Source organism: Natrialba sp. PRR66 (assembly GCF_034808065.1).
GTDB classification, from domain to species: Archaea; Halobacteriota; Halobacteria; order Halobacteriales; family Natrialbaceae; genus Natrialba; species Natrialba aegyptia.
In genome coordinates, this window is sequence record NZ_JAXHGN010000001.1 from 174569 (window position 1) to 197422 (window position 22854).

The following is a 22854-nucleotide window of genomic DNA, read 5'->3' on the forward strand; positions in this document are numbered from 1 at the left end:
CTCTTTTGCGCTCGGCCGGCATACGGTGGGGTATGCACTCGGAGGGCCGAGACAGCGACAGCGATCCCCGCCGCGTCCTCGTTCTCAATCCCGTCAGCGGCAGCCAGGATCACGTCGACGATATCGTCGAACTGGCGGCCAACTACGGGCTGACGGTCCGACAGACCGAGGAAGCCGGGGATGCGATGCGGTTCGCCCGCGACGCCGCACCCGAGGCGAACCTGATCGCCGCCGCCGGCGGCGACGGAACCGTCAACGAAGTCGTCAACGGGATCGCGGCCGCGGACGAACTCGAGACGACGACGCTCGCCGTCGTTCCCGCCGGCACCGGCAACAACTTCGCGACGAACATCGGCATCACCGGCCTCGAACACAGTTTCGAGGTGCTCGAAACCGGCCGACGACGACGGATCGACCTCGGCGTCGCGAACGACCGCGCGTTCGTCAACTCCTGCGTCGGCGGTGTGACCGCCGAAGCCAGCAGCGAGACGACGCCGGACGGCAAACGGGCGCTCGGCGTCCTCGCATACGTCAAAAACACCGTCGCGACGGTCGCGGACTTCGACTCGCTCTCGCTGCGGGTCGAGACGGCCGAGGGACCGAACGGCGAGGCTGCCCAGTCCTGGACCGGCGACGCGATGTTCGTCCTCATCGGCAACTGCCGTCGATTCACCGGCACGCGCACCGCGCAAGCACACGTCGAAGACGAACTCTTCGAGGTCACGATCGTCGAAGACGCCTCGCCGGGTCGATTGGTCGGCGACGCCGCCCTCGAAGGACTGTTCGACCGCGAGAGCGCACACATCATCCGCCGACGAACGCCGTCGCTCACCGTCGAAAGCCTCGAAGACTCCATCGAATACAGTCTCGACGGCGAAATGCTCGAAACGGAGACGCTACGGCTCAAAGTGAACTCGCAGCCGCTCGAAGTCGCCGTCGGAGAGAGTTATCAAGAGAATCCCGACGCGGACGAAGGGTGGCCGCTCGAACCGACGCACTAGGCGAGCACCGAGTTCAGTTCAGACGGTCGAGTTCTGTGGTCCAGGTCCCACGGGGCCAGTAGCAGGCGCTCCTTCCCGTCGTTCAGCGGTAGATATAAGTCACTACCAATCAACAATTAGGACGGAAGCCACATCGGACATGAAAGTGTCCCGGATGTTGGAGCATCCGAGACGTGGCTTCCACCCCGCAAGGGTCAAAGCCATGATTGCGTACATTCTCACGGGATATAAACATCCCGCACGACTGACGGATCGGTATCCCAAGCGAGCAGCGGCTCTTACAGGCGGTCTCGGGAACGCGCCGAGGTGTTCGACTGCGTGACCGACGACGGTGACGCCGCACGCAACGCGACTAGCGACGGCACCGGCGAAACGGGCGGGATGGACACCGCCGGCACCGATACCGGCGAGACGGACGACGCGGAATCCCTCGGGCCGGAGGTGTCCATGACGGACCCCGACAATACGGACCCCGACAATGCGGACCCCGGCGACACGACGGACGGTTCAGAATCCCCGTTTCCGCGCTGTCCCCGCTGTAACACGCCCATCGTCCAGCGGACCATGATCGGGCCAGGCGAAGCCATCGCCGGTCCCTGCGGCTGTCGCGTCGCCCCCCGCGTCGGCACGCGCTCACAATCGGACTCCGACGACTGAGCCACCGCACGCCGAGTTCAGTTCACCTGCACTTGGGTCGCGGCGGCCAGCCGAGTTGGCGGAGGTGTGCGAGCGGATCACCGCGGTCCGTCCGCCACTACCACCACCATCACCACCACCATCGAAACCACACCACCACCGCCCAACTCGGGCCGTACCCGCGACACCGACTCCAACGGTGAACTCGTCGCACGCCTGAGCAGACTGGACAGATTCTCGGACCGTACCGATTCTCACAGGCTATCTCTATGCGGTTGGCTCTCGTAGTACGGGTAACGAACAAGCCCATGCCTCCCGATACCCAGCAGTACAGAGTTATTGGCCGTCACTTCGGCCACCCAGTGGGGACAGAAACGCAAGCAGACCCTTCCGGGGACCCCGAACGAACTGCTGTTCCTCTCGTCGACAGCGCTGCCACAATTTCGCCGTTGTCTGGACGAGGCCGACAACCGTGACGGACCCCGTTGATGCGGGCGCAAGTACGCAGGTCACCATGGTTATCGACGCCCCGCGAGAGGAGGTTTACCGAGCGTTCCTCGATCCCGACGCGGTGGCGACGTGGCTGCCACCGGACGGTATGGACGGCCACGTCCACTACTTCGATCCGCGGGAGGGCGGCGAGTTCAGAATCTCGCTCACGTACCGGGATCCCCGGAACGATTCGCCTGGGGGTGGGGGTGGGAAGACCGCCGACGATACGGATACGCACCGCGGACGGTTCGTCGCGCTGGTGCCCCACGAGAAAATCGTGGAGACCATCGAGTTCGAAACGACGGACCAGCGATTTGCAGGCGAGATGAGAGTCACCGTGTCTCTAGAGGAGACCGACGAGGGAACTGCAGTCACGTACCGCTGTGAGAACATCCCGCAAGGTATTCGCCTCGAAGACAACGAAGCCGGGAACCGATCATCCGTACGGAACCTGGCTGAACTCGTCGAGTGAATCGCTGTCTCTCGTGCGGAACAGTCGCTGCTCTTTACCGGTTACATACTCTGGGCCGCGGTTAGAGTCCGGTAAATCGCGTATCTGTTAGCAGAACACGAGAAAGACGTATTATTTTCCACGAACACTATTTTGTAGGATAAAGTACTTGTTAGGTGAGGATCATTCTAGAGTGTATGTGTCCGCCACTATCTCGTCGGAAGCTACTCGCCGGTGGTTCTATTGCTGGTCTCAGTACTCTCGCTGGCTGCCAAGGGGTAGTGAGCCCGTTGACCCAGCGTACACCGGATGAAAGCGAGGCTAACGGGGGCGGCGAATCACTCGGACTCGCCTACTCAGAAAGCCGTCCATCGTTCCCAAGCGAGGAGGAGACTCACAGCGGATGGGTTCACATCGTCAGTCACGGTGAATCAGCAGATTTGACGTTTGATGTCCGGCTATGTAGCGAATTAGGAGACGTTGAACCGGAGCTGACCAATGCTATTTCGAATGACTACGTCTTGAGATTTACTGTGAGTGGTAAATTCAGTAGCGGCACGTCGTCCAATGAACCGACCGGTGATTCGGAGTGCAGTTCCGTGACTCACCTTGTCGGTGGTGCAAATGTTCCGAACGACTGGGAATCGCTCACCGTCGCAGTGAACAACGATGAAATCCAAACGATTGAGCGGTCAGGATCGACGCCGGAACTCCGTCCGCTTCCGGACCCAGTACGTCCTCGATAGTCACACGCACACCGTTCCGAGCGATTCTAACGGGTAGTCTGCCGGAACGACCTGTTCTCCAGTGTCTAAACCGGCCTATCCCTGCACCCAGCATGCGATTCTATACGTCGGATCGGTAGATCAGCACCCGGCGTGCTCATCGTCCACTGACACCGAATTGATTCTCAATACCAGAACTAACGATACATGTGTCTGATCTACTGTCCTCTTCCGCAGTGTAACTCGTTCTCCGAGTTCAGCGATGCCGCTACCGGACGACCAAAAGCCGATACTGGTTTCACGACCCTCTGCAATGATGCAGACATGACTACGCCGCGGGACGACGACTTGCAGCACGAAAACGCCGGCCAGGACGTCATCGCCGTCGACGCCGACGACACCGAACTCGAACTCGTCAACCGACTCGAGGCCCACACCGGCGACGGCATTCGCCACCGGGCGTTTACCGCCCTCGTCTTCGACGACGAAGGCAACGTCCTGCTGGCCCAGCGCGCCCCCGACAAACGCCTCTGGGGCACCTACTGGGACGGCACCGTCGCCTCCCACCCCGTTGACGGCCAGAGCCAGGTCGAGGCCACTCGCCAGCGACTCGAAGAAGAACTCGGCATCACCCCCGACCAGTACGACGACCTGCGCCTGACCGACCGCTTCGAGTACAAACGCTACTTCGAAACCGCCGGCGTCGAGCACGAAGTCTGTGCCGTCCTCAAACTCACCCTGTCCAATCACGAACTCGAGCCGAACGAGGACGAGGTCGCCGGCCTGCTGTGGGTCCCCTACGAGCGGCTACACTCGAATCCCGAGTGGTACCGCCAGCTCCGGCTCTGTCCGTGGTTCGAAATCGCGATGCGTCGGGACGTGCGCTGAGACACCCGAGTTCACTAGCCACCACTGTGTCGTTCCCGCCTTTCTGCGCCGCTGTCGTTTTCACCAACAGGATCGGCTTCGTCGCGAGCCGTCCCACCGGTATCAGCCGCTACCGGCCGGTCGAGCCGACCCGAACGGACGACGACGGTGTCGGCCACCCGATCCCCGACGCGCTGGCCGGACGGCGAGACGGCTGCTGCAAGGACGCCAACGGCGTACAGCAGGGGCGGAACCCCGAGACCGTCGACGTACCGCAGGAGGTTCCGCACCGCACTGGCCCTGAGCGTACACGGCTCCCCCTCGGCCGTGGTGACCATCAGCGAGCGGGCGACCTTCCCGGGCGTGCGACTGTACCGCCACTCGAAGACGAACGTATAGGTGAGGTTGACCGGGACGAGCACCCCGAGCGAAAGTGCGACCGCGATCGGTCCGTGCGGATCCAGCACGGGTACCCCCGAGAGGACGACGTAGCTGATCGGCGCGACGAGCAATACGTAACAGAGCCCGAGATCGATGCCCGCCGCCAGCGCTCGATCCGCCAGAAGCTGTCGCCCCGCAGTTTCCGGGTTCGCCCGCGGCGGCCGTGAACTCGGCCAGATTTCCGGTACCCGCATTTGATCACCGAACTCGAGAGTGACACTCGCCGATCACGGGAATCACCAGCCGCCGGTCAGTTCCTTGCCCTCCGCGAGCCGCTCCTCGGCCTGCCCTTTCGCTTCCGCGAGCGCGTCCTCGATGGCCGCATCCCCGACGATAATCTGGTTCATCATGTCCGCGTAGTGGTAGCCGCTGAGGCCGTACTGCTCCGCCCCCGTCGTCGGGCTCTCTTCCGTGTTCTGGCCGTACATCGGGACGATCTCCTCCTGGATCTGCCGGTTGAGTTCGAGATGCTCCGGCCACGCCTGAAAGTACTCGAGGTTCGCGTAGGCGTCCGACGTGACCACGTCGTCGTAGGCCGGCAACAGCCGCATCGGCTCCTGCTCGAACAGCGACGCCGTCCGCTCGATCGAGTCCGCGTACAGCCACTCGATGAACTCGTTCGCGCCAGCAGGATTGGTGCCGCCCTCGAACACCATGTAGCCGTTCCCCGTCGGCAACGTCATGTACGACTCCTCCAGTGGAATGTCGTTTCGCGGCAGCGGTGCAACCGCCGTATTCTCCGCGATGTGATCGACGCCCTCGGCCGCGGCGACGCCCGCCGCCCAGCCGTTGACGTGGTACATCTGTCCGACCCGGCCCTGCACCCACTGTTCGAGGGATGTCCCCCAGTTCAGGCCCGATGGGTCCGGCGAGTACTGCGCGAGTTCAGTGAGGTATTCGAGCGCTTCGATGGCTTCGTCTTCAGGGACCCAGACCTCGACGTCGCCGTCTGCCATTCGGTGGGTGTCGACGCCGTTCTGGTAGAGAAACATCCAGAACAGTTCGCGACTCTGGCCGACGACCCCCGCTTGCGTCGCGAAACCGCGGGCGGTATCGAACTCGTCGGAGTCGTCGATGGCTTCGGCGTTGTCGACGAGTTCGTCCCAGGTTTCGGGGACCTCGAGCCCGAGGGCGTCGTAGATGTCCTCCCGGTAGACGAGGACGTTGGTGTAGCCGCCGTGGGAGACGTGGAAGGTGTCGCCCTGGCTGACGACGCCTTCCTCGTCCTCGAAGGTCTCGACGTTGATGTCGCCGTTTACGTCCTCGACGGCTTCGAGGGTGTCAGTCATGGGCTGGAGCATTCCCTGGGCCCAGATGTCGGCGGCGGTGTAGAACGTTTCGACGTGGATGTCGGGCGGGTCGTTGGCCTGGATCAGGTTCATCAGGCGCTCTTCGCTGTCGCCCTGAAATCCCGCGTACTCCGGGTTGACGGTGTGATCCGTTTCGTCCTCGAACGCCGGAATGAGATCGTCCTCCCACCGATCCTGCCAGGATTCCGTGCTGTAGTCGGTGTAGAAGTGAATCCCGTCGTCATTGCCGCTCCCCCCGAGACACCCAGCGAGTGCTGCTGCGGCGCTCGCTCCTGTCGCACCCAGTATCCGTCGTCGCGAGTGTCGGTGTTCTCTGCTCACGTGGTATGATACCAAGTTTCAATATATTACTCTTTGGGTTAGCAGAGTAATGACTAACGGGACATACTACTAACGATCTAGTTATTTATAGGAGATTACTAGAACGACGGTTAGAATGAATGTGTTTCTAGGAACCGGTGGTAGAGTTCACAGTGGAACTGACAGGCAGTATCACAGGAATTGATGTGCGGATCGTCCTTTACCAGTATTTTTCCCGTCTATAAAATTGTTACCAGCGGTTCCTTTCTTACATATATTCGCTACCATATATTGGCAATAATTGGAAAACCGTGAGCAACCGGTCGAAGCGTTTAATAGCAGATGGGGAGATGGGTGGTAACACATGGCAAGTGAATCGGTCGAATCGACAGCCACCGCCGACCGCCGATCCGTGCGGGGGCGGCTTGGCCTCGATGGGGAAGCACTCCGGGGCTGGGCGACGGTTGCCCCGGTGATTCTGTTGTACCTGTTCGTGGCCGTCACGCCGATCGCGTTCGCGATCTACGCGTCGCTGTTCGAGGTCCCGCTCTTGAACCCCAACTGGACGTTCACGGGGCTCTCGAACTACGTCGAGGTGCTGACGATGAACTCGTTCTGGTCGTCACTGTGGCTCGGCGCGCTGTTTATGGTCGGCAGTACCGTCGTCCAGTTGCTCGTCGGACTCTGGATCGCGCTCGTCCTGAACCAGCTCGATCGCGGCCAGCGGTTTCTGACCGCCGTCGCGTTCACCGCGTATCTCGTCCCAACCGTGATCGTCGTCCTTGTCGCGCTGTTCATGTTCGACGTCGAGGTCGGCGTGCTCCACATCGCCGGCTCGACCCTCGGGCTGTGGGGCGAACGCACCTTCGCGCTCGGTGACCAGACGTGGGCGATGCCGCTAGTCGTCCTCATCGGTTCGTGGAAGTTTTCGATCTTCGTCACGATCTTCACGCTCGCGCAGTTGCGCGCGATTCCCGATCGATTCTACGAGGCCGCCAAGATCTGTGGCGCGTCCCGCTGGGAGATGTTCCGCGACATCACGCTTCCGCGGATCACCGGCGTCCTCCTGATCGCCGTGCTCTTGCGCGCGGTCTTCATGTTCAACAAGTTCGACATCATCTGGATGCTGACGGAGGGCGGCCCGGCCGGCGCGACGACGACGCTGCCGATTCTCGCCTACCGAACCGCCTTCCTGCACAACGACTACGGCGTCGCGAACGCCATGGCGGTGGTCATGTTCGTCTTCCTCGCGATCGGGGCCTACTGCTACTTCCGGGCGTTCGACCCGACTGCGGAGGTGGACACATGAGCACCCCGACGGAGACGGAGACACCGTCAGAAACAGAGACAGAAGGCAGGACGCGACTGTCCTACGAGACGCGCGATCGCCTCTATCACCTCGCGCTGTACGGCAGCGCCGCGTTGTTCTCGGCCGTCATCCTGTTTCCGATCTACTGGATGATCCAGAACGCCTTCACCGACAGTCAGACCGTCATCACCGAGTTCAGCTGGCTGCCCTCGCCCGAGACGGTGACGCTCGATAACTTTAGCGTACTAGCCGCCGGTGCGGTGCCGAGGTACGTCATCAATACGATCGTCGTCACCGCGGGAACGATCGTCGTGGTCGTCGCCGTTTCGCTCGTCGCCGGCTACGGCATGGCGCGGTTCCGATTCCGGTACAAGCAGTCCTTCGCCCAGTTCCTGTTGCTCGGCTACATGTTCAGTCCGATCGTGCTCGGCCTGCCGCTGTACCTCATCTGGTCCGAAATCGGGCTGTTGAACGCCCAGATCGGCCTCGTTATCGCGCTCTCGTCCATCTCGATGCCCTTTGCGGTCTGGCTCATGTGGAAGTACATCCAGACCATCCCGGAGTCGATGGAGGAGAGCGCCTGGATCGCCGGGGCCTCGCGCTGGCGAACGTTCTGGGACGTGGTCGTCCCGCAGACGAAACCCGCGATCGTCGCCTGCGCGCTGTTCGCGTTCGCGATCGCGTGGAACGACTTCACGTTCGCCCAGATCCTGCTGCCGAGCCAGGAGTCGACCACGTTCGCGCCGGGCATCATGCGACTCATCGATCAGGGCGGGTACACCTCCTGGGGCGACATCATGGCCGTGTCACTCCTGATGACCGTCCCGCCGCTGCTGTTCGCGTACTTCCTGCAGGAGTACCTGCTGAAGGGGTTCGAAGTTCGCACGCGATAGCGACCGTAGCCCGTTCGAGCACCGAATTCACACGACAGCGACACAAACTCACGATACACGACTCACAACTCACACACGCGCACCATACACACAACCATACCATCCACTACCCAGACAATGACCGTCCACATCGACAACATGACCCGGGTGTTCGACTCCCCGAACGCCGATCGCATCGTCGCCGTCGACGAACTCTCGCTGACCATCGAGGACGGCGAGTTCCTCACGCTCGTCGGCCCGTCGGGCTGTGGCAAGACCACGACGCTTCGCTGTGTCGCCGGCCTCGACACGCCGACCGCCGGTACCATCCGCGTTGGCGACCGCGACGTAACCGAACTCCCACCACAGCAACGCGATGTCGCCCTGCTCTTTCAGGACATCGCGCTCTACCCGCACATGAGCGTCCGCGAGAACATGGAATACGGCCTCAAAATCGCCGGCGTTCCCGAAGACGAACGCCGCGAACACGTCGCGGAGGCCGCGGCCCTCCTCCAGATCGGCGACCAACTCGACAAGATGCCCGCCTCGCTCTCTGGCGGCCAGCAACAGCGGGTCGCACTCGGCCGGTCACTCGTTCGAGATCCCTCAGTGTTCCTCTTCGACGAGCCCATGAGCGATCTGGACGCCAAACTCAAACGCGAACTCCGACCGGTCGTCCAGCGGATCACCGACGAAATCGGCTGTCCCGTCCTCTACGTCACCCACGATCAGGAGGAAGCGATGACGATGTCCGACCGAATCGCCATCATGGACGACGGCGAACTCCAGCAAGCCGGCTCGCCCAAGGAAGTCTACTCCGAACCCACCAACGACTTCGTCGGCGAGTTCATCGGCCAGCCGGCGATGGAGTTCTTCGACGGCCGCGTCGAATCGGCAAACGGCACTGCAGCCGTCTCCATGGGCGACCACACCGTCTCGCTCCCCGCGACCGCCGCCGAACTCGAGGGGTACGTCGACAGTCCGGTTCGCGTCGGCGTTCGGCCCCAGCAGATCGGTATCGGTGATCCAGCCGCGGGAATCGAAGCCGAGCACGTTCTCGATGAGCCCCTGGGCGACGAAACGCACAGCATCTTCGAGACCGAATTCGGCGACGTGACCGTCGTCACGCACGCGGATTTCGACGGTGACGGCGATACCGACTATGGGCTAGTTCTCGACGAATCGGCGACGCAGTTGTTCGATCCGGACTCCGGTGTCAGGATCCACTAACCTTCAAGAAGTCTCACTGGATCGGTCGTTCTGCCCGCACGCTGCGCTTGAGACGGTCGCCCGGGCCGGTTCACGAGGGCGATTTCGTCGCTCAGCTTTCCCCGTGCTATCGTGATCGGCAGTCGACCGTAGCTGATATATGATACCACGTGACAAACTTTATGAGCGCATCCATCGTAGTGTCGGGTAAGGATCGACGAAATCGATCCAGTATCGCAATGAGTACCCCACCATCGGAAACCGAACGCCACGAGGTCACGCTCTCCAGAGAGGAAGAATGGGTCGTCCACCATTCACTGGTGGCACGCGTCGACGAGGCCCTCGATGAGGACACGTCACCACCATCGCAGCTCCTCACACTGGTCGAACTGGTCGAATCGAGCGACAACACCGGTCGATTCACCCAGTCACAGCTCCAACGACTCAGCACACTCCTAACCGACTATCTCGACCGCGAGGAAACGCCGTCCCGGGATATCGAGTTCGGCCGCTCGGCGATCGATGAACTCGACGGGGTACTCGAGACACAGGAATAACGCCGGTCGCTGCTTGCTGATCGCCGTTTTTCATCGATACTACATAAAACGCAGTTCAGGCAGACGCACGTCAGGGACGCGTCGTCGCCCACACCGCCGTCAACGCGAGCAACGCCGCCGGCAGCAGCGGCAAGATCAACAGCGCCACGAAGTAGTTTAGATGCGGCGGCCACAGCAAAATTGACAGCGGCGCCACGACGAACGCGAGCACGATTGCCCCCACGAGAACCCACCCGCGCCAGTCGAACTCGCGCTCGGCCGTCGCCGGATGGCGGGGCGCGTCGGTCCAGTCCCCGTCGGAGTCGCCCTCGGCAGTTTCGGTCTCTGCCCCACGGCCGTCCGGCCCGTCGAACGCCGCAGGGTCGTGAACGTAGCCGCCGTCGTCGCTCGAGGTCACACGTATCGGTTTCGACTCCGTGATGAAAGCACTCACGGTTCGTGATTTTGCGGTCTCGAGTTCACACTGAATCGTTTGCTCGGTGCTGTTCGCGTCGCCGTATCGGGTACCGGCTCACACGGACTGCTGTCGGTCAGTTCCGGCGCAACCGCGAACCGTCCTGGGGTTGCGCCTGGAAATCGGTACAGCAGACCGTCTCAGAGTTCGCTATCCGGTCGGACGACGACCTTGCCGAACCCTTCGCGGCCTTCGATAATCTCGTGTGCGCGGGCGGTTTCGCTCATCGGCAGCACTTCTCGAACTGCAGGGGTGAAGGTGCCGTCCCAGACGAGTTCCATCACGTCGTCGACCTGGCCGGGAGTGCCCATCGTCGAGCCGATGATCTGGAGTTGGTTCCAGAAGATGCGCGGAATGTCGGTTTCGGGGTTGCCGCCGGCAGTGCCCCCGCAGGTGACGAGGCGGCCGTTCTTCGCGAGGCTCTTGATCGAATCGCGCCAGGTGCCGGCCCCGATGTAGTCGACGACGACGTCGACCCCGCGGTTGCCGGTCTCGCTGCGGACCCACTCCGCGAAGTTCTGTTTCTCGTAGTTGACCACGTGATCGGCGCCGTGTTCGCGGGCGTAGTCGAGTTTGTCTTCGGTGCTGCCGGTGGCGTACACCTCCGCGCCCGCGTAGTCTGCGATTTGGAGGGCGGCGTGACCGACGCCGCCGCTGGCTCCGAGGACGAGCACTTTCTCGCCGGCTTCGATGTCTGCGCGGTCGATCAGTAGCCGCCAAGCGGTCTGGAAGACGAGCGACGACGCGCCGGCGGTGATCCAGTCGACGTGTTCCGGGACCGGGATCAGGTTGTCCGCGGGAACCGCGGCGTACTCCGAGTGAACGCCGGTGACGTGCTCGCCCAGCAGGTGGAAGTTGACACACAGCGTCGGGTCGCCGCTGCGACAGAACTCGCAGTCGCCGCAGCTGACGCCCGCCGTGACCGCGACGCGGTCGCCCGGTTCGAATCGCGTAACGTCTTCCCCGGTGGCTTCGACGACACCTGCGGCGTCACTGCCGGGGACGTGGGGTAGTTCGAGGTCGAGCGTCGGCAGCCCGCGGCGAACCCACACGTCGAGGTGGTTGAGCGCGCCGGCTTTCACGTCGACGAGCACCTCGTCGCGGCCGATTTCGGGGTCGGGATACTCGCCGTACTCGATGACATCCGTCCCGCCGTGTGCCGTGATTTTGACTGCCTGCATACACACAGGTTGACCCAAACACCGGCATAACAGTTGTGACTACGTTCAGTAGGACCGTTATCACGGCGAGGACACAGTGACATGACTCGTCGACTGCTTCGAGTTCTGCCGGCAGGCTGTCGAGCCAGTCAGTGACGACAGCATTTCCCACTACCGATAACTGTGGATGGCCCCGATAGTACGAGCAACTAGCGTTTTACCCGCCGCCGGTCAAGTCGACGTATGAACGAGTCGACCGAGTCGGACCCGGACACAGCAGCCGGCAGCACAGAAACAGCCACTGAATCGAGTTCTCGAGAGCACACCAACCCACTCAGCGTGGGGATCGTCACGATTGCCGACGATCGAACGCTCGAATCCGATCCCGCCGGTGAGGTTCTCAACGACGAGTTCACCCAGGCGGGGCACGAGGTTGCGATGCGAGAGCACGTAAGTCCGGATCACGACAAGGTCCAATCGATCGTCTCGCGGGTGATCGACCGCGACGACGTCGATGTCGTGGTGACCGCCGGCGGAACGAGTGTCGAACCCAGTGACCAGACGATCGAGGCAGTGACGCCGCTTCTCGAGAAGCGCCTGGAGACGTTTTCCGAACTGCTGACGACGATCCTCTACGAGGCAAACGGAACTCGCGCGCTCGCAGCCCGAACGACCGCCGGCGTAACCGACGGCCGCTCGATTTTTTGTCTGCCCGGAAACGCTGATGCGGTGCGGCTTGCAGCCACGGAACTCATCGTTCCCGAGTGCCGCCATCTCGCTGAACTCGCTCGGCCGGCGGAGCCGGCGGATGATTCGACCGCCGCCGAGGGCGCGAACAGGAGTGACAATGAAGGCGAGGACACAAGAGAGGGCGAAGACGAGAGGACGGCAAACGGAGAGCACCCGGGAACGGACGAGAGCATCCAAGAAATCGATGGTGACGTTCAATGACGGACCGGGAGCAAGGGTCACTCTCGAAAGAAGCCGTCCGCGAGCGCGTCTGGGACGACTTAGAAGACAGCGGCGTCGCCCGATTCCCGTTTCCGCCACACGGTCGCATTCCCAACTTCGAAAACGCGGCGGCGGCCGCCGCGCGCCTGGCCGACCAACCCGAGTGGCGGGCGGCGACGACGATCAAGGCCAACCCCGACGCGCCGCAGTTGCCGGTCCGCCGCCGAGCCCTCCGGGACGGCAAAACGGTCTACATGGCCGTCCCTCGGCTCCGCGACGAAAAGTGCTTCCTGAAGCTCGACCCCGACGAACTGGAAGACTACGACGCGGCCACCACCGTCTCCGGCTCGGCCGACCACGGCGAGCAGGTCGGTCCGGCGGCCGTCGACGAAATCGACCTGATCGTCTCCGGAAGCGTCGCCGTTTGCGTCGACCCCACGCCCGTCTCCACCGACGACGATTCCGGCAGCGTAGACGGCGGCCGGATCGGCAAGGGCGAGGGCTACAGCGATCTCGAGTTCGCAATCCTCACCGAACTCGAACTCGTCGACGAGGAGACGCCCGTTGCGACGACGGTTCACGAGCGCCAACTCCTCGCCGGTGACGACGCTGCAGCGATCAGCTTCGACGAGCACGACGTGCCGATGGATCTGATCGTCACGCCGGAGCGAGTGCGACGGCCAGCGGGGCAGGAAGGCGAGAACGAGTCTGAAAACGGAACTCGTGCTGAACGGCCGGACGGTATCGATTGGAGCCTGCTCTCTGCCGAGCGACGCGAAGCGATGCCGGTCCTTGATCGGTTGGCAGAACAGCGCTAAGGGAAGCTAAACCGAAATTCACTCGTGGCCTACTAAGGACTGGTCGATAGTCTAGCCGAGAATGAATCCTGAAGGACTCGGGACGAAAGACGCCCCGAGTACAGGTGCCAGAGCCGCAGTTGCCCGCGGGCTGGTGCAGTTCCCACGGGACAGCGATTGCGGTGTGGCAATGGTGGGGGGAAGGGTGCTGTGGTGGGATTGCTGGAAGTCACGGGAGTCGTGGGTGCCTCGGGTGAGGTGTACCCGTCGACCTCCACCTGTCTCTATTGGCGGGACCTACTTGAACCGGGGTGATGGTCCACTGCTCTTGTGCCGGATTTTCCCGAGTTTAACCCGGATTTAATCGCTCAATATGAGCATTAGAACCGTTTAAAGGTGTGAATCCGGTCTTGCTGGTCAATTTGGCGGTAGCAGGCTCGTGGGTGGCAGAAATTGCCGGAATAACCGTCGAAGGGTCGCGGGATGCTCCCGCCTATTCGGCGAGTTCATCCGCGACGATGTCGGGCGACATGAGGCGGGGATCGATCGCCAGGTCGAGTTGGCCCTTGACGAACTCGGGGACGGTCCGGCGGGCGTAGGTAACGGTCCGCAGGTCGTCGGTGAGATCGCAGACGATCGGAATCGTCGTCGCCTGGTCAATGTCGGTCAGGACGTAGAGGTCGGCTTCGACGATACCGGCCTCCTCTAATTGCGGGCGCGAGATGACGCCGCCGAGTCTGGTGACGGTGACGCCTTCGGCTTCGAGCGCGTCGGCGAGACCGTCCTCGTCGGGGCCGGCGACGATTGCGTGCGGGCCTTTGTCTGGATCTGTCTCAGCGTCTGTGTCACTCATTCGTACTCGATCGTTGCCGGTGGCTTGTGGGTCACGTCGTAGACGACGCGCGCCACGTTGTCGTTCTGGCCGGTGATCCGGGACTGGATGCGCTGGAGTGTCTCCCAGTCGATTTCCTGTGCGCGGGCGGTCATTCCGTCGCGGGATTCGACCGACCGGACGGAGACGACCCAGCCGTGAACGCGGTTGTCGCCCTTGACGCCCGTGGCTTTGCCGATCACGGCGGCCAGCGCTTGCCACGGGTCGTACTCCTCGAGTTCGTCTTCGACGACGTGGCAGGCGTGGCGTGCGACCTCGAGTTTTTCGTCGGTGACTTCGCCGATGACCCGCACTGCGAGGCCGGGGCCGGGGAACGGCATCCGTTCGGCGACGACCTCCTCTAAGTCGAGGTGACGGGCAACGTCGCGGACCTCGTCTTTGTAGAGGTCGCGAACGGGTTCGACGATGCCGTCGAAGTCGACGACGTCGGGGAGCCCGCCGACGTTGTGGTGGGATTTGATGCCGCCCTCGCTTTCGATGCGGTCGGGGTAGATCGTCCCCTGGACGAGGTAGTCGGCGTCGGCTTCCGTCGCCTCGCGTTCGAACTCGCGGATGAACTGCTCGCCGATGATTTCGCGCTTTGCTTCGGGGTCCGTCACGCCGGCGAGTGCGTCGAGGAAGCGGTCTTTCGCGTCGACGATCCGCAGGGAGTCCATGTAATCGAACGTGTCGCGGATGCCGGCGGTTTCGCCCTTGCGCATCAGGCCCGTGTCGACGTAGACGGGTGTGAGTTGGTCGCCGATAGCCTCGTAAGCCAGGGCCGCAGCGACGGAGGAGTCGACGCCGCCGGAAAGTGCGATGACGGCGTTTGCGTCGCCGATTTCGGCCCGGATTTCGTCGATCGCGTCTGGAACGAACGTTTCAGTGTCTACCATCAGTGGGTTACCTCTGTTTCGGTGTCGGTTTCGCCGTCCGTTTCGGTGGCGGTGTCCGCGGCGCTGGTCGTACTGCCGTCGATGACCGCCTCGACCAATCCGAGGAACGGTGGACTCGGCTGGCCCGGACGTGACGTGTACTCGGGGTGGAACTGCGTTCCGAGGAAGTACGGATGGTCCTCGAGTTCGAGGATCTCCATCCGGTTGCCCGCGGTCCCGGAGAAGGTCAGCGGTTCGTCGGCGAACTGCTCGAAGTATTCGGGGTTGACCTCGTAGCGGTGGCGGTGGCGCTCGGAACAGGAGGTGTCACCGTAGAGGTCGTAGGCGAGCGTTTCAGGTTCGATGACGGTCGTGTGCTCGCCCAGCCGCATCGTCCCGCCCATGTCCTCGACTTCGTACTGTTCGGGGAGGATGTCGATGACGGGGTTGGGCGTGTCCTCGGCCATCTCGGCGGAGTGGGCGTCCTCGAGTCCCAAGACGTTGCGGGCGTACTCGACGACGGCCATCTGGAAGCCGAGACAGAGTCCGAGGAAGGGGACGTCGTTCTCGCGGGCGTATCGAACCGCCTCGATCTTGCCTTCCGTCCCGCGCATCCCGAAGCCGCCGGGGACGATGACGCCGTCGACGTCCTCGAGTTGGTCGTCGTAGCCGTCGGCCATTCCGTCGGCGTGGACCCAGTGGACGTTCACGTCAACGCCGAGTTCGAAGCCGGCGTGTTTCAGCGATTCGTGGATCGACATGTAGGCGTCTTCGAGGTCGTACTTGCCGACCAGTGCGATGTCGACGGTTCCCGATTTCTCCGTCGTGACGATGTCGCGCCACTCGTTAGCTCGTTCGCCCTCCGGCAGCGCCTCGTCGGCAAGGCCGAATCGCTCGAGGACGTACTGGTCGAGTCCCTCGTCTTCGACCATCAGCGGGACGTGGTAGACGTCCTCGACGTCGGGATTCGAGAACACGGCGTCGGTCGGAATATCGCAGAACAGCGCGATCTTCTCTTTGGTCTCGGGGTCGAGTTTGTCCTCGCAGCGGCCGACGATCACGTCGGGCTGGAGGCCGATCGAGCGGACCTCTTTGACCGAGTGCTGGGTCGGCTTGGTCTTCTGTTCGCCGTTTTTCGAGTAGGGGACGAGGGTGACGTGCGTAAAGAGGATGTCCTCCTCGTCTTCCTCGTGGGCGAACTGGCGCAGGGCCTCGAGATAGGGCATCCCTTCGATGTCTCCGACCGTCCCGCCGACTTCGACGATACAGACGTCGTATCCCTCGGCAGCCTCGCGAATGCGGCGTTTGATGTCGTCGGTGATGTGCGGGATGATCTGGACCGTCTTCCCGAGGTAGTCGCCGGCGCGTTCCTTCTCGATGACGTGTTTGTAGGTTTTCCCGGTGGTGATGTTGTGGTCCGAGGTCATATCGACGTCGAGGAATCGTTCGTAATTCCCCAGGTCGAGGTCGACCTCGCCGCCATCCTCCAGGACGTACACCTCTCCGTGCTGGTAGGGGTTCATCGTCCCCGCATCGACGTTCAGGTACGGATCGATCTTGACGGCGGTAACGTCGAACCCGGCGTTTTTGAGAAGCCGGCCGGTGCTCGCGGCCGTAATTCCCTTACCGAGTCCCGACATCACACCGCCGGTGACGAAGATGAACTTGTTCCCCAGGGAGGGGTCATAATGAGTGTCCGGTTCCGTCGGCATACCGAGTGTCCGCGTGAGCGGTTGAAAACGATTTCGGAGGGGATCGGAAACGACAGTAGCTACCATACGCCGAGAGCACACAGTTCCCGGTCGGATTCGACGATGATCGCCCGCTCACCTTCCCCGTGATTGATCGACTGCCTGCACGCCCGTCTGCTTTCGTCCCGACTAGGGGTTTTCGTCTTGCACTTCGACGATCGCGGCCCGTTCGAGGGTTTCGATGCCGCTATCCAGGCGGAGTTGGACCGTTCCCCCGGGAAGGTCGCCATCATCCTTCTCGGTCGGATCGTCCGGTACGGAGACAGCGGTGACGCCGTCTATCGTGACGGAGCGGCGCTGGATCGGATCGCCCCTGAACTCGACAGTGTCCCAGGTTTCAACATCAAAATCATCGATATCCGCCCCGAAATAGTCCTCCGAATCCGGATTGACCGTATCCTCTGTCTGAGACTCGCCTGTCGTCCGATTATCATCGAACTGAACCTCCTCGTGTTTGTACTGGCGACAGTGGACGAGCATAGATAACACTATTCACAGTGGCCATATAATGATTCTAGTGGAACTCGCAACCCGACCGAGCACCTCGCTTCGGGATCGAGTTCACGCGCTGGAGACACGGTCGTCGCGAACCGAGACGGATCCCGTTGGGATCGGTGGGATCAGAGAGACATCGGAGCAAGAGAGTATCCAAAGCGTATTTGACGATAGGGATGAGTGAGGTACCTATCAGTGACAGCTCACGAACAGCAGGCGACCCTCGAGATTAGCGACCCCGATATCAGCTTTCAGGCCGGTTTCGGGTTCTATCTCGGGGTCGTCGTCACGGGAATCGCGGCGGCCGTGGGAACCGCGGCCGGGGCAGCGACGGCGACGCTGCTCGGTATCCTGCCCAGTCTGGTCACCTGCGTGGCGATTCTCGGGCACATCCTCGCAAAACGAGCCTACGGCCTTCCCGAGCGGATCGGTCGCAGTCGGTGGCGACGACTTGCCTGCTATCTTCCGGCAGTCGTGCTCGCAGTGCTCGTCGCCGTTCCGGCCGTCATCGCAGTCGACCTCACCGCTCGATTCCAGCTCGTCGTGGGCGTTTTCGCGCTGTTGACCACCATCTCGGCGTACGGCCTCGATCGAATGAGCCGCAATCGCTACGTCGCGGCGCTCACGCCCGAGGAGCCGGCCGCGAACTGGGAGTACCATCCGGCCGGCATCAGCCCCAGCGAGTTCATCTTCGCCGGAATCATGGGTCTGGTGGTCGTTTTCGGACTGGTCACCGCGGCGGCGGGCAACGGAGAGGGGCTGATCTGGGCGCTCTACGGCGTCCTGATCTTTCTCACATCCCACCGCGGCCCGGGAAGCTGGAACGAACTCGATCCCGGCGACCGGTGGAACCCGCCCGAACTCCGGGCCCACGAGGCAGGGCTCATCCACAAACGCCCGTTCGCGCGGAAGCTCATCCCCTGGGACGCCATCACCGACGTTCGGCTGACCGACGACGAACTCGTCCTCGAACGGCAGTGGTTCGGCCGGTTTTCCTCCCGCTGGCTCGACGTTCGCTGCGACCGGGAGGCGATCGAGTCCGATGCCGAGTCGCTTCGGGATGCACTCGATCGCGTTCGACAGCCCGAAACGAACCAGTTGCATGACGGGCGAGGCGACGAAAGCAGCGCGTCGGTTCCCGACCGTTCGGCTGCGACCGAGACGACGGCAGATACCGACGGGGCAGCTGAACTCGAGACGACCGAGTGACCGCTGCTGAAGCGCCGTTCCGACGCACCGTTCTGACGCACCGTTCTGACGCGGTTTGATCGCCGTTAGCACTGTCGACGACGATATCAGTCCGGAAAATATCGGCGCTATCCGTCGTTACTTGCCCCAGAACGGATCTCGGCTGCGCTGTTTGTCGAGGTACATGTTCAGCGCCTCGAGTTCGTCGCCGGGGATTTCGCTCGCGAGTTCCTGTTCTAAGATCTTGGCGTGTTTCTCGGGGATTTCTGCCCAGAGTTCGTCGTCTTCCTCGATCTGGCGGCCGACGGTGGGGCCGTCGATGGCGACGGAGACGCGGTTGCCGGCGCGGGCTTCGTCGACGTCTTCGCCTTGCTCTTGAATTCCTTTGACTTGCCCGACGCGCTCGGGTTCGGAGCCGTCGAATTTCACGATGTTGGTGTTGTTTTGGACGGTTCCGGAGTTCACCTCGACGCCGACGACGGCGGGGTCGTTCTGGCGGAAGGTGTGGTCGGGAAGGATGCGAAAGCGGGCGGGGCGGACGATGTTGTCGAGGATGGTGTCCTGCTGGGCGCGTTCGAGTTCGTCGACGTGCTCCTCGTACTCATCAATGAGTTGATAGATGACCTCGTCCGTAAAGATCGTCACGTCTTCGGTTTCGGCGCGCTGGTCGGCGTCGGAGAGCGTCTCGACGTTGAATCCGAGGATGGCCTGCTGTTTCGGGTCGTCGGCGGTCGAAGCGACCGACACGTCTCGGGGGGCAACGTCGCCGACTTCGGCGCGAACGATCGGTACTTCGGCCTCGTCCAGTGCGTCGGCCATCGCCTCGAGACTGCCGAGGGTGTCGGCTTTGACGACGACGCCCTCTTCGGCGGTGTCGACGGCGATATCTGCGAGTTCGGCCTCGACCTCTTGAATAACCTCGTCGAGGTCGCGGTTGCGGACGACGCGGACGGGTGCGCCGGCCATCGCGTCTTCGAGTTCGGGGGCGGCGATTTTGATACCGGAGGCGGCCGAGATTTCGTCGACTTTTTCGAACCGGCTCTCGGTGCGGATTTCGGCGAGCGGGCGCGGTTGGAGCAGCGCGCGCACGTCGGTGACGATGGGTTCGTTCATGCCGCCGACGACGAGTTGATCGTCGGCCCTGATCGTGCCGTCGTAGAGGACGGTGTCGATGGTCGTCCCGAAGCCTTTCTCCTCTTTGACTTCGAGAACGGTGCCGACGCCGGGGCCGGTGACATCGATCTCCATCTCTTCTTTCATATAGCGCTGGGAGAGTCCCATCATGACGGTGAGCAGGTCGGGAACGCCCTCGCCGGTCATCGCCGAGACGGGGACGACGCCGACGTTGCGCTGGAAGTTCTGCACCCGCCAGTAGAGGTCCGCGGAGAAGCCCTCGTCCGAGAGGTTGCCGATAATCTCGTAGAGGCTTTCGTCGAGGCGCGAACTGACGCGGTCGGTCTGGGCCTCGTAGGTCGCGTTGATCGGCGAGTCCTCGGTTGCGTTCCAGCCGGGAACGGTGTCAATCTTGTTCGCCGCGACGATAAACGGCGTCTCCGAGCGCTTGAGGATGTCGAGCGCCTCGAGCGTCTGGGGCTGGAAGCCGTCGTTGACGTCGACGACGAGGATGGCGATGTCAGCCAGCGCGCCGCCGCGAGAACGGAGCGTCGTAAAGGAGTGGTGTCCCGGCGTGTCGATGAACAGAAGGCCGGGGAGATCGAAGTCATCGGGGTCGACGAGGTCGCCCGCAATCGAAGAGATCACGTCGAGCGGAACGGCCGTCGCGCCGATGTGCTGGGTGATTGCCCCTGCTTCACCCTCGATGACCGCCGAGCCGCGGATCTTATCGAGGAGACTCGTCTTCCCGTGATCGACGTGTCCGAGGACGGCGACGATCGGCGTTCTGAGAGATGTGGAGTTGCGTGCGCCCGCGTCTGTGTCCGTGTCCGTATCGGTATCCGACATGATGAACCACCAGAGAAGCTCTTGACTAGAGAATCCGGAGGGCGGTAGTTAAACCCATCGTCACGCCCCGCAGCCGAGTGCAGACGTGTGGGTGCTCACGACGGCCAGCAGGGTTTCCGAACGCTCTTGTCGGGAACCCGCACGCGGGAGCGGAGTTCCCACCTGGCGCGACGCGGCGACTTCACCGGCCGTCGCAAACAGTGTTGAGCCCGAGGTTTTTAATACCGATTAGTAAATACGAGTATGCATGAGTGAGATACTCGCTGAAAACCTCTCGGGCAAGTCCGTCATGGGGTCGGACGGCACCGAACTGGGGCTGCTGTACAACATCACCATGGACCTGAAATCGGGTCAACTACACAACCTCGTTATCGAGCCGGACGAGGAACTTCCGGAGCGGGCCGTCGACTTCAGCGTCGACGACGCCGGTCGATTCCTCGTCTCCGTTAGCCGCGTCCAGGCGGTCAAAGACTACATCGTCGTCCAGCGCTAAGGGTATGTACGTTCTCGACTCCTCGGCTTTTATCCACGACTTTCACACAACAGAACAGACTGCAACCATCCCCCTCGTCCGCGAGGAACTCGAAGACGAGAGCGCCTATCGCTTCGACGCGATGGAGGGCTCGGGCATGCACATCCATATCCCGAACGAGGACACCACCGAGAAGGTCCGCCGCGCCGCCAAAGAGTCCGGCGACCTGAGCGTCCTCTCCGATACCGACATCCGCCTCGTCGCCGCGAGTTTCGAACTCGACGCCACGCTCGTGACCGACGACTACGCGATGCAAAACGTCTCCGAGAAATTAAACGTCGCCGTCGACGTGATCGCCCGCGACGGCATCGAGGAACAGCGCCACTGGCACTACCAGTGTCAGGGCTGTGGCCGCGAGTTCGACGAGGAAAAAGAACGGTGTCCGATCTGCGGCTCCGAACTCGCGCGGAAGAACCCGTCATAACGTCAGCAGGCTCTCGACGGCGCGTGCCGGGTTACACGCTATATGAGAAATAGAGGTTTGCAAAGAGGACGGCGTTGTAGACGCCGTGAACGAGCGCCGGCACGAGTAGATTCTCCGTCCGTTCGTACAGCGTCCCCAGCACGAGTGCCAGACCGAAGATAACAGCGAGGCTCGCGACGACCTGCCCCGGGCCGGCGGTCCAGTAGGCCTGGGTGTGAATAATCGCGAAGATGACGCCGCCGATCAGGATGGCACCGACTCGGGAGAACGACTCGTACAGCGATTTCTGGACGATATTTCGATAAAGCAACTCTTCGAAGGGACCGATGACGAGGATCGAGGCCGGTACCAGAACCAGCAGTATTTCGGGGTTCTCCGCCGCCTGCTGGGTCGTCCCGTGATCCGAACTCTCGACGCCGGTCGCCTGAAAGAGCAGCGTGATCGCCCCAAGTGCGCCGAAGATGGTGAGCACACCGCCGACGATCAACAGGAGGTCTCGTCCCGTCGGCCGTCGCAGATCGATATACGACAGGTCTCGTCCGGTCACCGAGAGGTACCACCAGACCAGGACCCCCGTTCCAAGCGCCATCCCAAGTTGGCTCACGACGACTGACTGGATCCGCGATAGTTCGCCGACCGCCGCCATCACGGGCAGTGCAATCACGAGCGCACCCACCTGCGGGGCGAGCAATCCGCCAAAACCGAGCGCAGACAGTATCGTCGTCCGTTGCGTTCGCTCCTTGAGTCCGGCCAGCCCGATCCCGAAGTAATCCGCAACGGCCATACTCACGGCAAGCCCGCCCGTTACGAAGGCCGCAAAGACCAGCGAAAACGACGAGCGGACGCCGGGAACCTCGATCGAGACGGGTATCCCCTGATTCAGCGCGTATCCCGAGAGCAAGACAACGGCAATACTCGACGCGCCCGCGACGACCGCAGCCAGTTGCCGGTCGAGGCTCCCGCGACGACTGGCGAGAAAGGCGACAGCGGTCACGACTGCGAACGCGGCCGCCACCCAGATTGCGGGACTCTCGATCCCGCGCGTAACGGGAAGCAACGTCGCCACGAGCATCACGGCAGCAAAGACCGCTCCGAGACCGGGAACGGCTGCAGACGTCACAGCAGCAGCCTCATCGGCCCCTGTGGCTTGGTTCATACGTCACGTTTCGTACGCGTCCACATATGGGCTCCGCAACCGGCTCCACACTCCGGATACTCCTCCGG

Annotated in this window: 23 protein-coding genes; 13 read left to right on the forward strand and 10 right to left on the reverse strand. The window is 62.4% G+C overall.

The window, feature by feature from the left end; genetic code table 11:
- Nucleotides 1-32: 32 nt before the first annotated feature.
- The 4 genes from SM755_RS00800 (at nucleotide 33) to SM755_RS00815 (ending at nucleotide 4193) form a co-directional block, all read left to right on the forward strand.
- Nucleotides 33-1001, forward strand: a complete 969-nt coding sequence (locus SM755_RS00800; protein WP_323171035.1) for a diacylglycerol kinase family protein — start codon at nucleotides 33-35, stop codon at nucleotides 999-1001.
- A 447-nt stretch (nucleotides 1002-1448) separates the two neighbouring features.
- A complete protein-coding gene (locus SM755_RS00805) occupies nucleotides 1449-1658 on the forward strand; it encodes a hypothetical protein (protein WP_323171864.1) in 210 nt (69 codons plus the stop codon).
- Between the two features lie 451 nt (nucleotides 1659-2109).
- Nucleotides 2110-2601 (forward strand): SRPBCC domain-containing protein, encoded by a 492-nt coding sequence (locus tag SM755_RS00810; protein WP_323171036.1) that lies wholly within the window; start codon nucleotides 2110-2112, stop codon nucleotides 2599-2601.
- A 1028-nt stretch (nucleotides 2602-3629) separates the two neighbouring features.
- Entirely contained in the window at nucleotides 3630-4193 is a 564-nt protein-coding gene (locus tag SM755_RS00815; protein WP_323171037.1) for an NUDIX domain-containing protein, read from the forward strand.
- 14 nt (nucleotides 4194-4207) lie between these two features.
- Here the strand turns inward: SM755_RS00815 and SM755_RS00820 are convergent, their stop codons facing one another.
- Both SM755_RS00820 and SM755_RS00825 read right to left on the reverse strand, forming a co-directional pair.
- Nucleotides 4208-4807 carry an RDD family protein gene (locus SM755_RS00820; RefSeq protein ID WP_323171038.1) on the reverse strand — a complete coding sequence of 200 codons (600 nt, stop codon included), beginning with the start codon at nucleotides 4805-4807 and terminating at the stop codon, nucleotides 4208-4210.
- 42 nt (nucleotides 4808-4849) lie between these two features.
- The gene (locus SM755_RS00825) at nucleotides 4850-6244 is read right to left on the reverse strand and encodes an extracellular solute-binding protein (protein ID WP_323171039.1); all 1395 of its coding nucleotides are present in this window, start codon (nucleotides 6242-6244) and stop codon (nucleotides 4850-4852) included.
- A gap of 343 nt (nucleotides 6245-6587) precedes the next feature.
- Here SM755_RS00825 and SM755_RS00830 point away from each other — a divergent pair, with 343 nt between their 5' ends.
- The 4 genes from SM755_RS00830 (at nucleotide 6588) to SM755_RS00845 (ending at nucleotide 10170) form a co-directional block, all read left to right on the forward strand.
- Nucleotides 6588-7532: a sugar ABC transporter permease gene (locus SM755_RS00830; RefSeq protein WP_323171040.1), complete on the forward strand. Its 945-nt coding sequence runs from the start codon at nucleotides 6588-6590 to the stop codon at nucleotides 7530-7532.
- Complete coding sequence (locus SM755_RS00835) at nucleotides 7529-8425, forward strand: carbohydrate ABC transporter permease (RefSeq protein ID WP_323171041.1); 897 nt, start codon at nucleotides 7529-7531, stop codon at nucleotides 8423-8425. Before SM755_RS00830 ends, SM755_RS00835 begins: the two co-directional genes overlap by 4 nt.
- 117 nt (nucleotides 8426-8542) lie before the next feature.
- On the forward strand, nucleotides 8543-9634 hold the full coding sequence (locus SM755_RS00840; RefSeq protein WP_323171042.1) for an ABC transporter ATP-binding protein: 1092 nt from the start codon (nucleotides 8543-8545) through the stop codon (nucleotides 9632-9634).
- Nucleotides 9635-9852: 218 nt separating this feature from the next.
- A complete protein-coding gene (locus tag SM755_RS00845; protein WP_323171043.1) occupies nucleotides 9853-10170 on the forward strand; it encodes a hypothetical protein in 318 nt (105 codons plus the stop codon).
- Nucleotides 10171-10240: 70 nt separating this feature from the next.
- Here the strand turns inward: SM755_RS00845 and SM755_RS00850 are convergent, their stop codons facing one another.
- Together SM755_RS00850 and SM755_RS00855 are read right to left on the reverse strand one after the other, a co-directional pair.
- Nucleotides 10241-10567, reverse strand: a complete 327-nt coding sequence (locus SM755_RS00850; RefSeq protein ID WP_006664648.1) for a hypothetical protein — start codon at nucleotides 10565-10567, stop codon at nucleotides 10241-10243.
- 197 nt (nucleotides 10568-10764) lie between these two features.
- Nucleotides 10765-11805: a zinc-binding dehydrogenase gene (locus SM755_RS00855; RefSeq protein ID WP_323171044.1), complete on the reverse strand. Its 1041-nt coding sequence runs from the start codon at nucleotides 11803-11805 to the stop codon at nucleotides 10765-10767.
- Nucleotides 11806-12027: 222 nt separating this feature from the next.
- Here SM755_RS00855 and SM755_RS00860 point away from each other — a divergent pair, with 222 nt between their 5' ends.
- Both SM755_RS00860 and SM755_RS00865 read left to right on the forward strand, forming a co-directional pair.
- The gene (locus tag SM755_RS00860; RefSeq protein ID WP_323171045.1) at nucleotides 12028-12735 is read left to right on the forward strand and encodes a molybdopterin-binding protein; all 708 of its coding nucleotides are present in this window, start codon (nucleotides 12028-12030) and stop codon (nucleotides 12733-12735) included.
- The gene (locus SM755_RS00865) at nucleotides 12732-13553 is read left to right on the forward strand and encodes a 5-formyltetrahydrofolate cyclo-ligase (protein WP_323171046.1); all 822 of its coding nucleotides are present in this window, start codon (nucleotides 12732-12734) and stop codon (nucleotides 13551-13553) included. The genes SM755_RS00860 and SM755_RS00865 overlap by 4 nt, the downstream gene beginning before the upstream one ends.
- 472 nt (nucleotides 13554-14025) lie before the next feature.
- Here SM755_RS00865 and SM755_RS00870 read toward each other — a convergent pair whose 3' ends face one another.
- From SM755_RS00870 to SM755_RS00885, 4 genes are all read right to left on the reverse strand, one after another.
- Nucleotides 14026-14385, reverse strand: coding sequence for a CTP synthetase (locus SM755_RS00870; RefSeq protein ID WP_323171047.1), 360 nt, complete (start codon nucleotides 14383-14385; stop codon nucleotides 14026-14028).
- Nucleotides 14382-15299 (reverse strand): glutamine-hydrolyzing GMP synthase, encoded by a 918-nt coding sequence (gene guaA / locus SM755_RS00875; protein WP_006664643.1) that lies wholly within the window; start codon nucleotides 15297-15299, stop codon nucleotides 14382-14384. Before guaA ends, SM755_RS00870 begins: the two co-directional genes overlap by 4 nt.
- Nucleotides 15299-16990: a glutamine hydrolyzing CTP synthase gene (gene pyrG / locus SM755_RS00880; RefSeq protein WP_323171048.1), complete on the reverse strand. Its 1692-nt coding sequence runs from the start codon at nucleotides 16988-16990 to the stop codon at nucleotides 15299-15301. Before pyrG ends, guaA begins: the two co-directional genes overlap by 1 nt.
- 168 nt (nucleotides 16991-17158) lie before the next feature.
- Nucleotides 17159-17509: a hypothetical protein gene (locus tag SM755_RS00885; protein WP_323171049.1), complete on the reverse strand. Its 351-nt coding sequence runs from the start codon at nucleotides 17507-17509 to the stop codon at nucleotides 17159-17161.
- Nucleotides 17510-17719: 210 nt separating this feature from the next.
- Between SM755_RS00885 and SM755_RS00890 the strand changes: the two genes are divergently transcribed.
- On the forward strand, nucleotides 17720-18733 hold the full coding sequence (locus SM755_RS00890) for a PH domain-containing protein (protein WP_323171050.1): 1014 nt from the start codon (nucleotides 17720-17722) through the stop codon (nucleotides 18731-18733).
- Nucleotides 18734-18850: 117 nt separating this feature from the next.
- Here the strand turns inward: SM755_RS00890 and infB are convergent, their stop codons facing one another.
- Nucleotides 18851-20674: a translation initiation factor IF-2 gene (gene infB / locus SM755_RS00895; protein ID WP_006664639.1), complete on the reverse strand. Its 1824-nt coding sequence runs from the start codon at nucleotides 20672-20674 to the stop codon at nucleotides 18851-18853.
- Nucleotides 20675-20921: 247 nt separating this feature from the next.
- On the opposite strand from infB, the gene SM755_RS00900 reads away from it, so the two are divergent.
- Both SM755_RS00900 and SM755_RS00905 read left to right on the forward strand, forming a co-directional pair.
- On the forward strand, nucleotides 20922-21167 hold the full coding sequence (locus tag SM755_RS00900; RefSeq protein WP_006110184.1) for a PRC-barrel domain-containing protein: 246 nt from the start codon (nucleotides 20922-20924) through the stop codon (nucleotides 21165-21167).
- 4 nt (nucleotides 21168-21171) lie between these two features.
- A complete protein-coding gene (locus SM755_RS00905; protein WP_006110183.1) occupies nucleotides 21172-21630 on the forward strand; it encodes an NOB1 family endonuclease in 459 nt (152 codons plus the stop codon).
- Nucleotides 21631-21661: 31 nt separating this feature from the next.
- Here SM755_RS00905 and SM755_RS00910 read toward each other — a convergent pair whose 3' ends face one another.
- The gene (locus SM755_RS00910; RefSeq protein WP_323171051.1) at nucleotides 21662-22786 is read right to left on the reverse strand and encodes a type II CAAX endopeptidase family protein; all 1125 of its coding nucleotides are present in this window, start codon (nucleotides 22784-22786) and stop codon (nucleotides 21662-21664) included.
- Nucleotides 22787-22854: the final 68 nt, after the last annotated feature.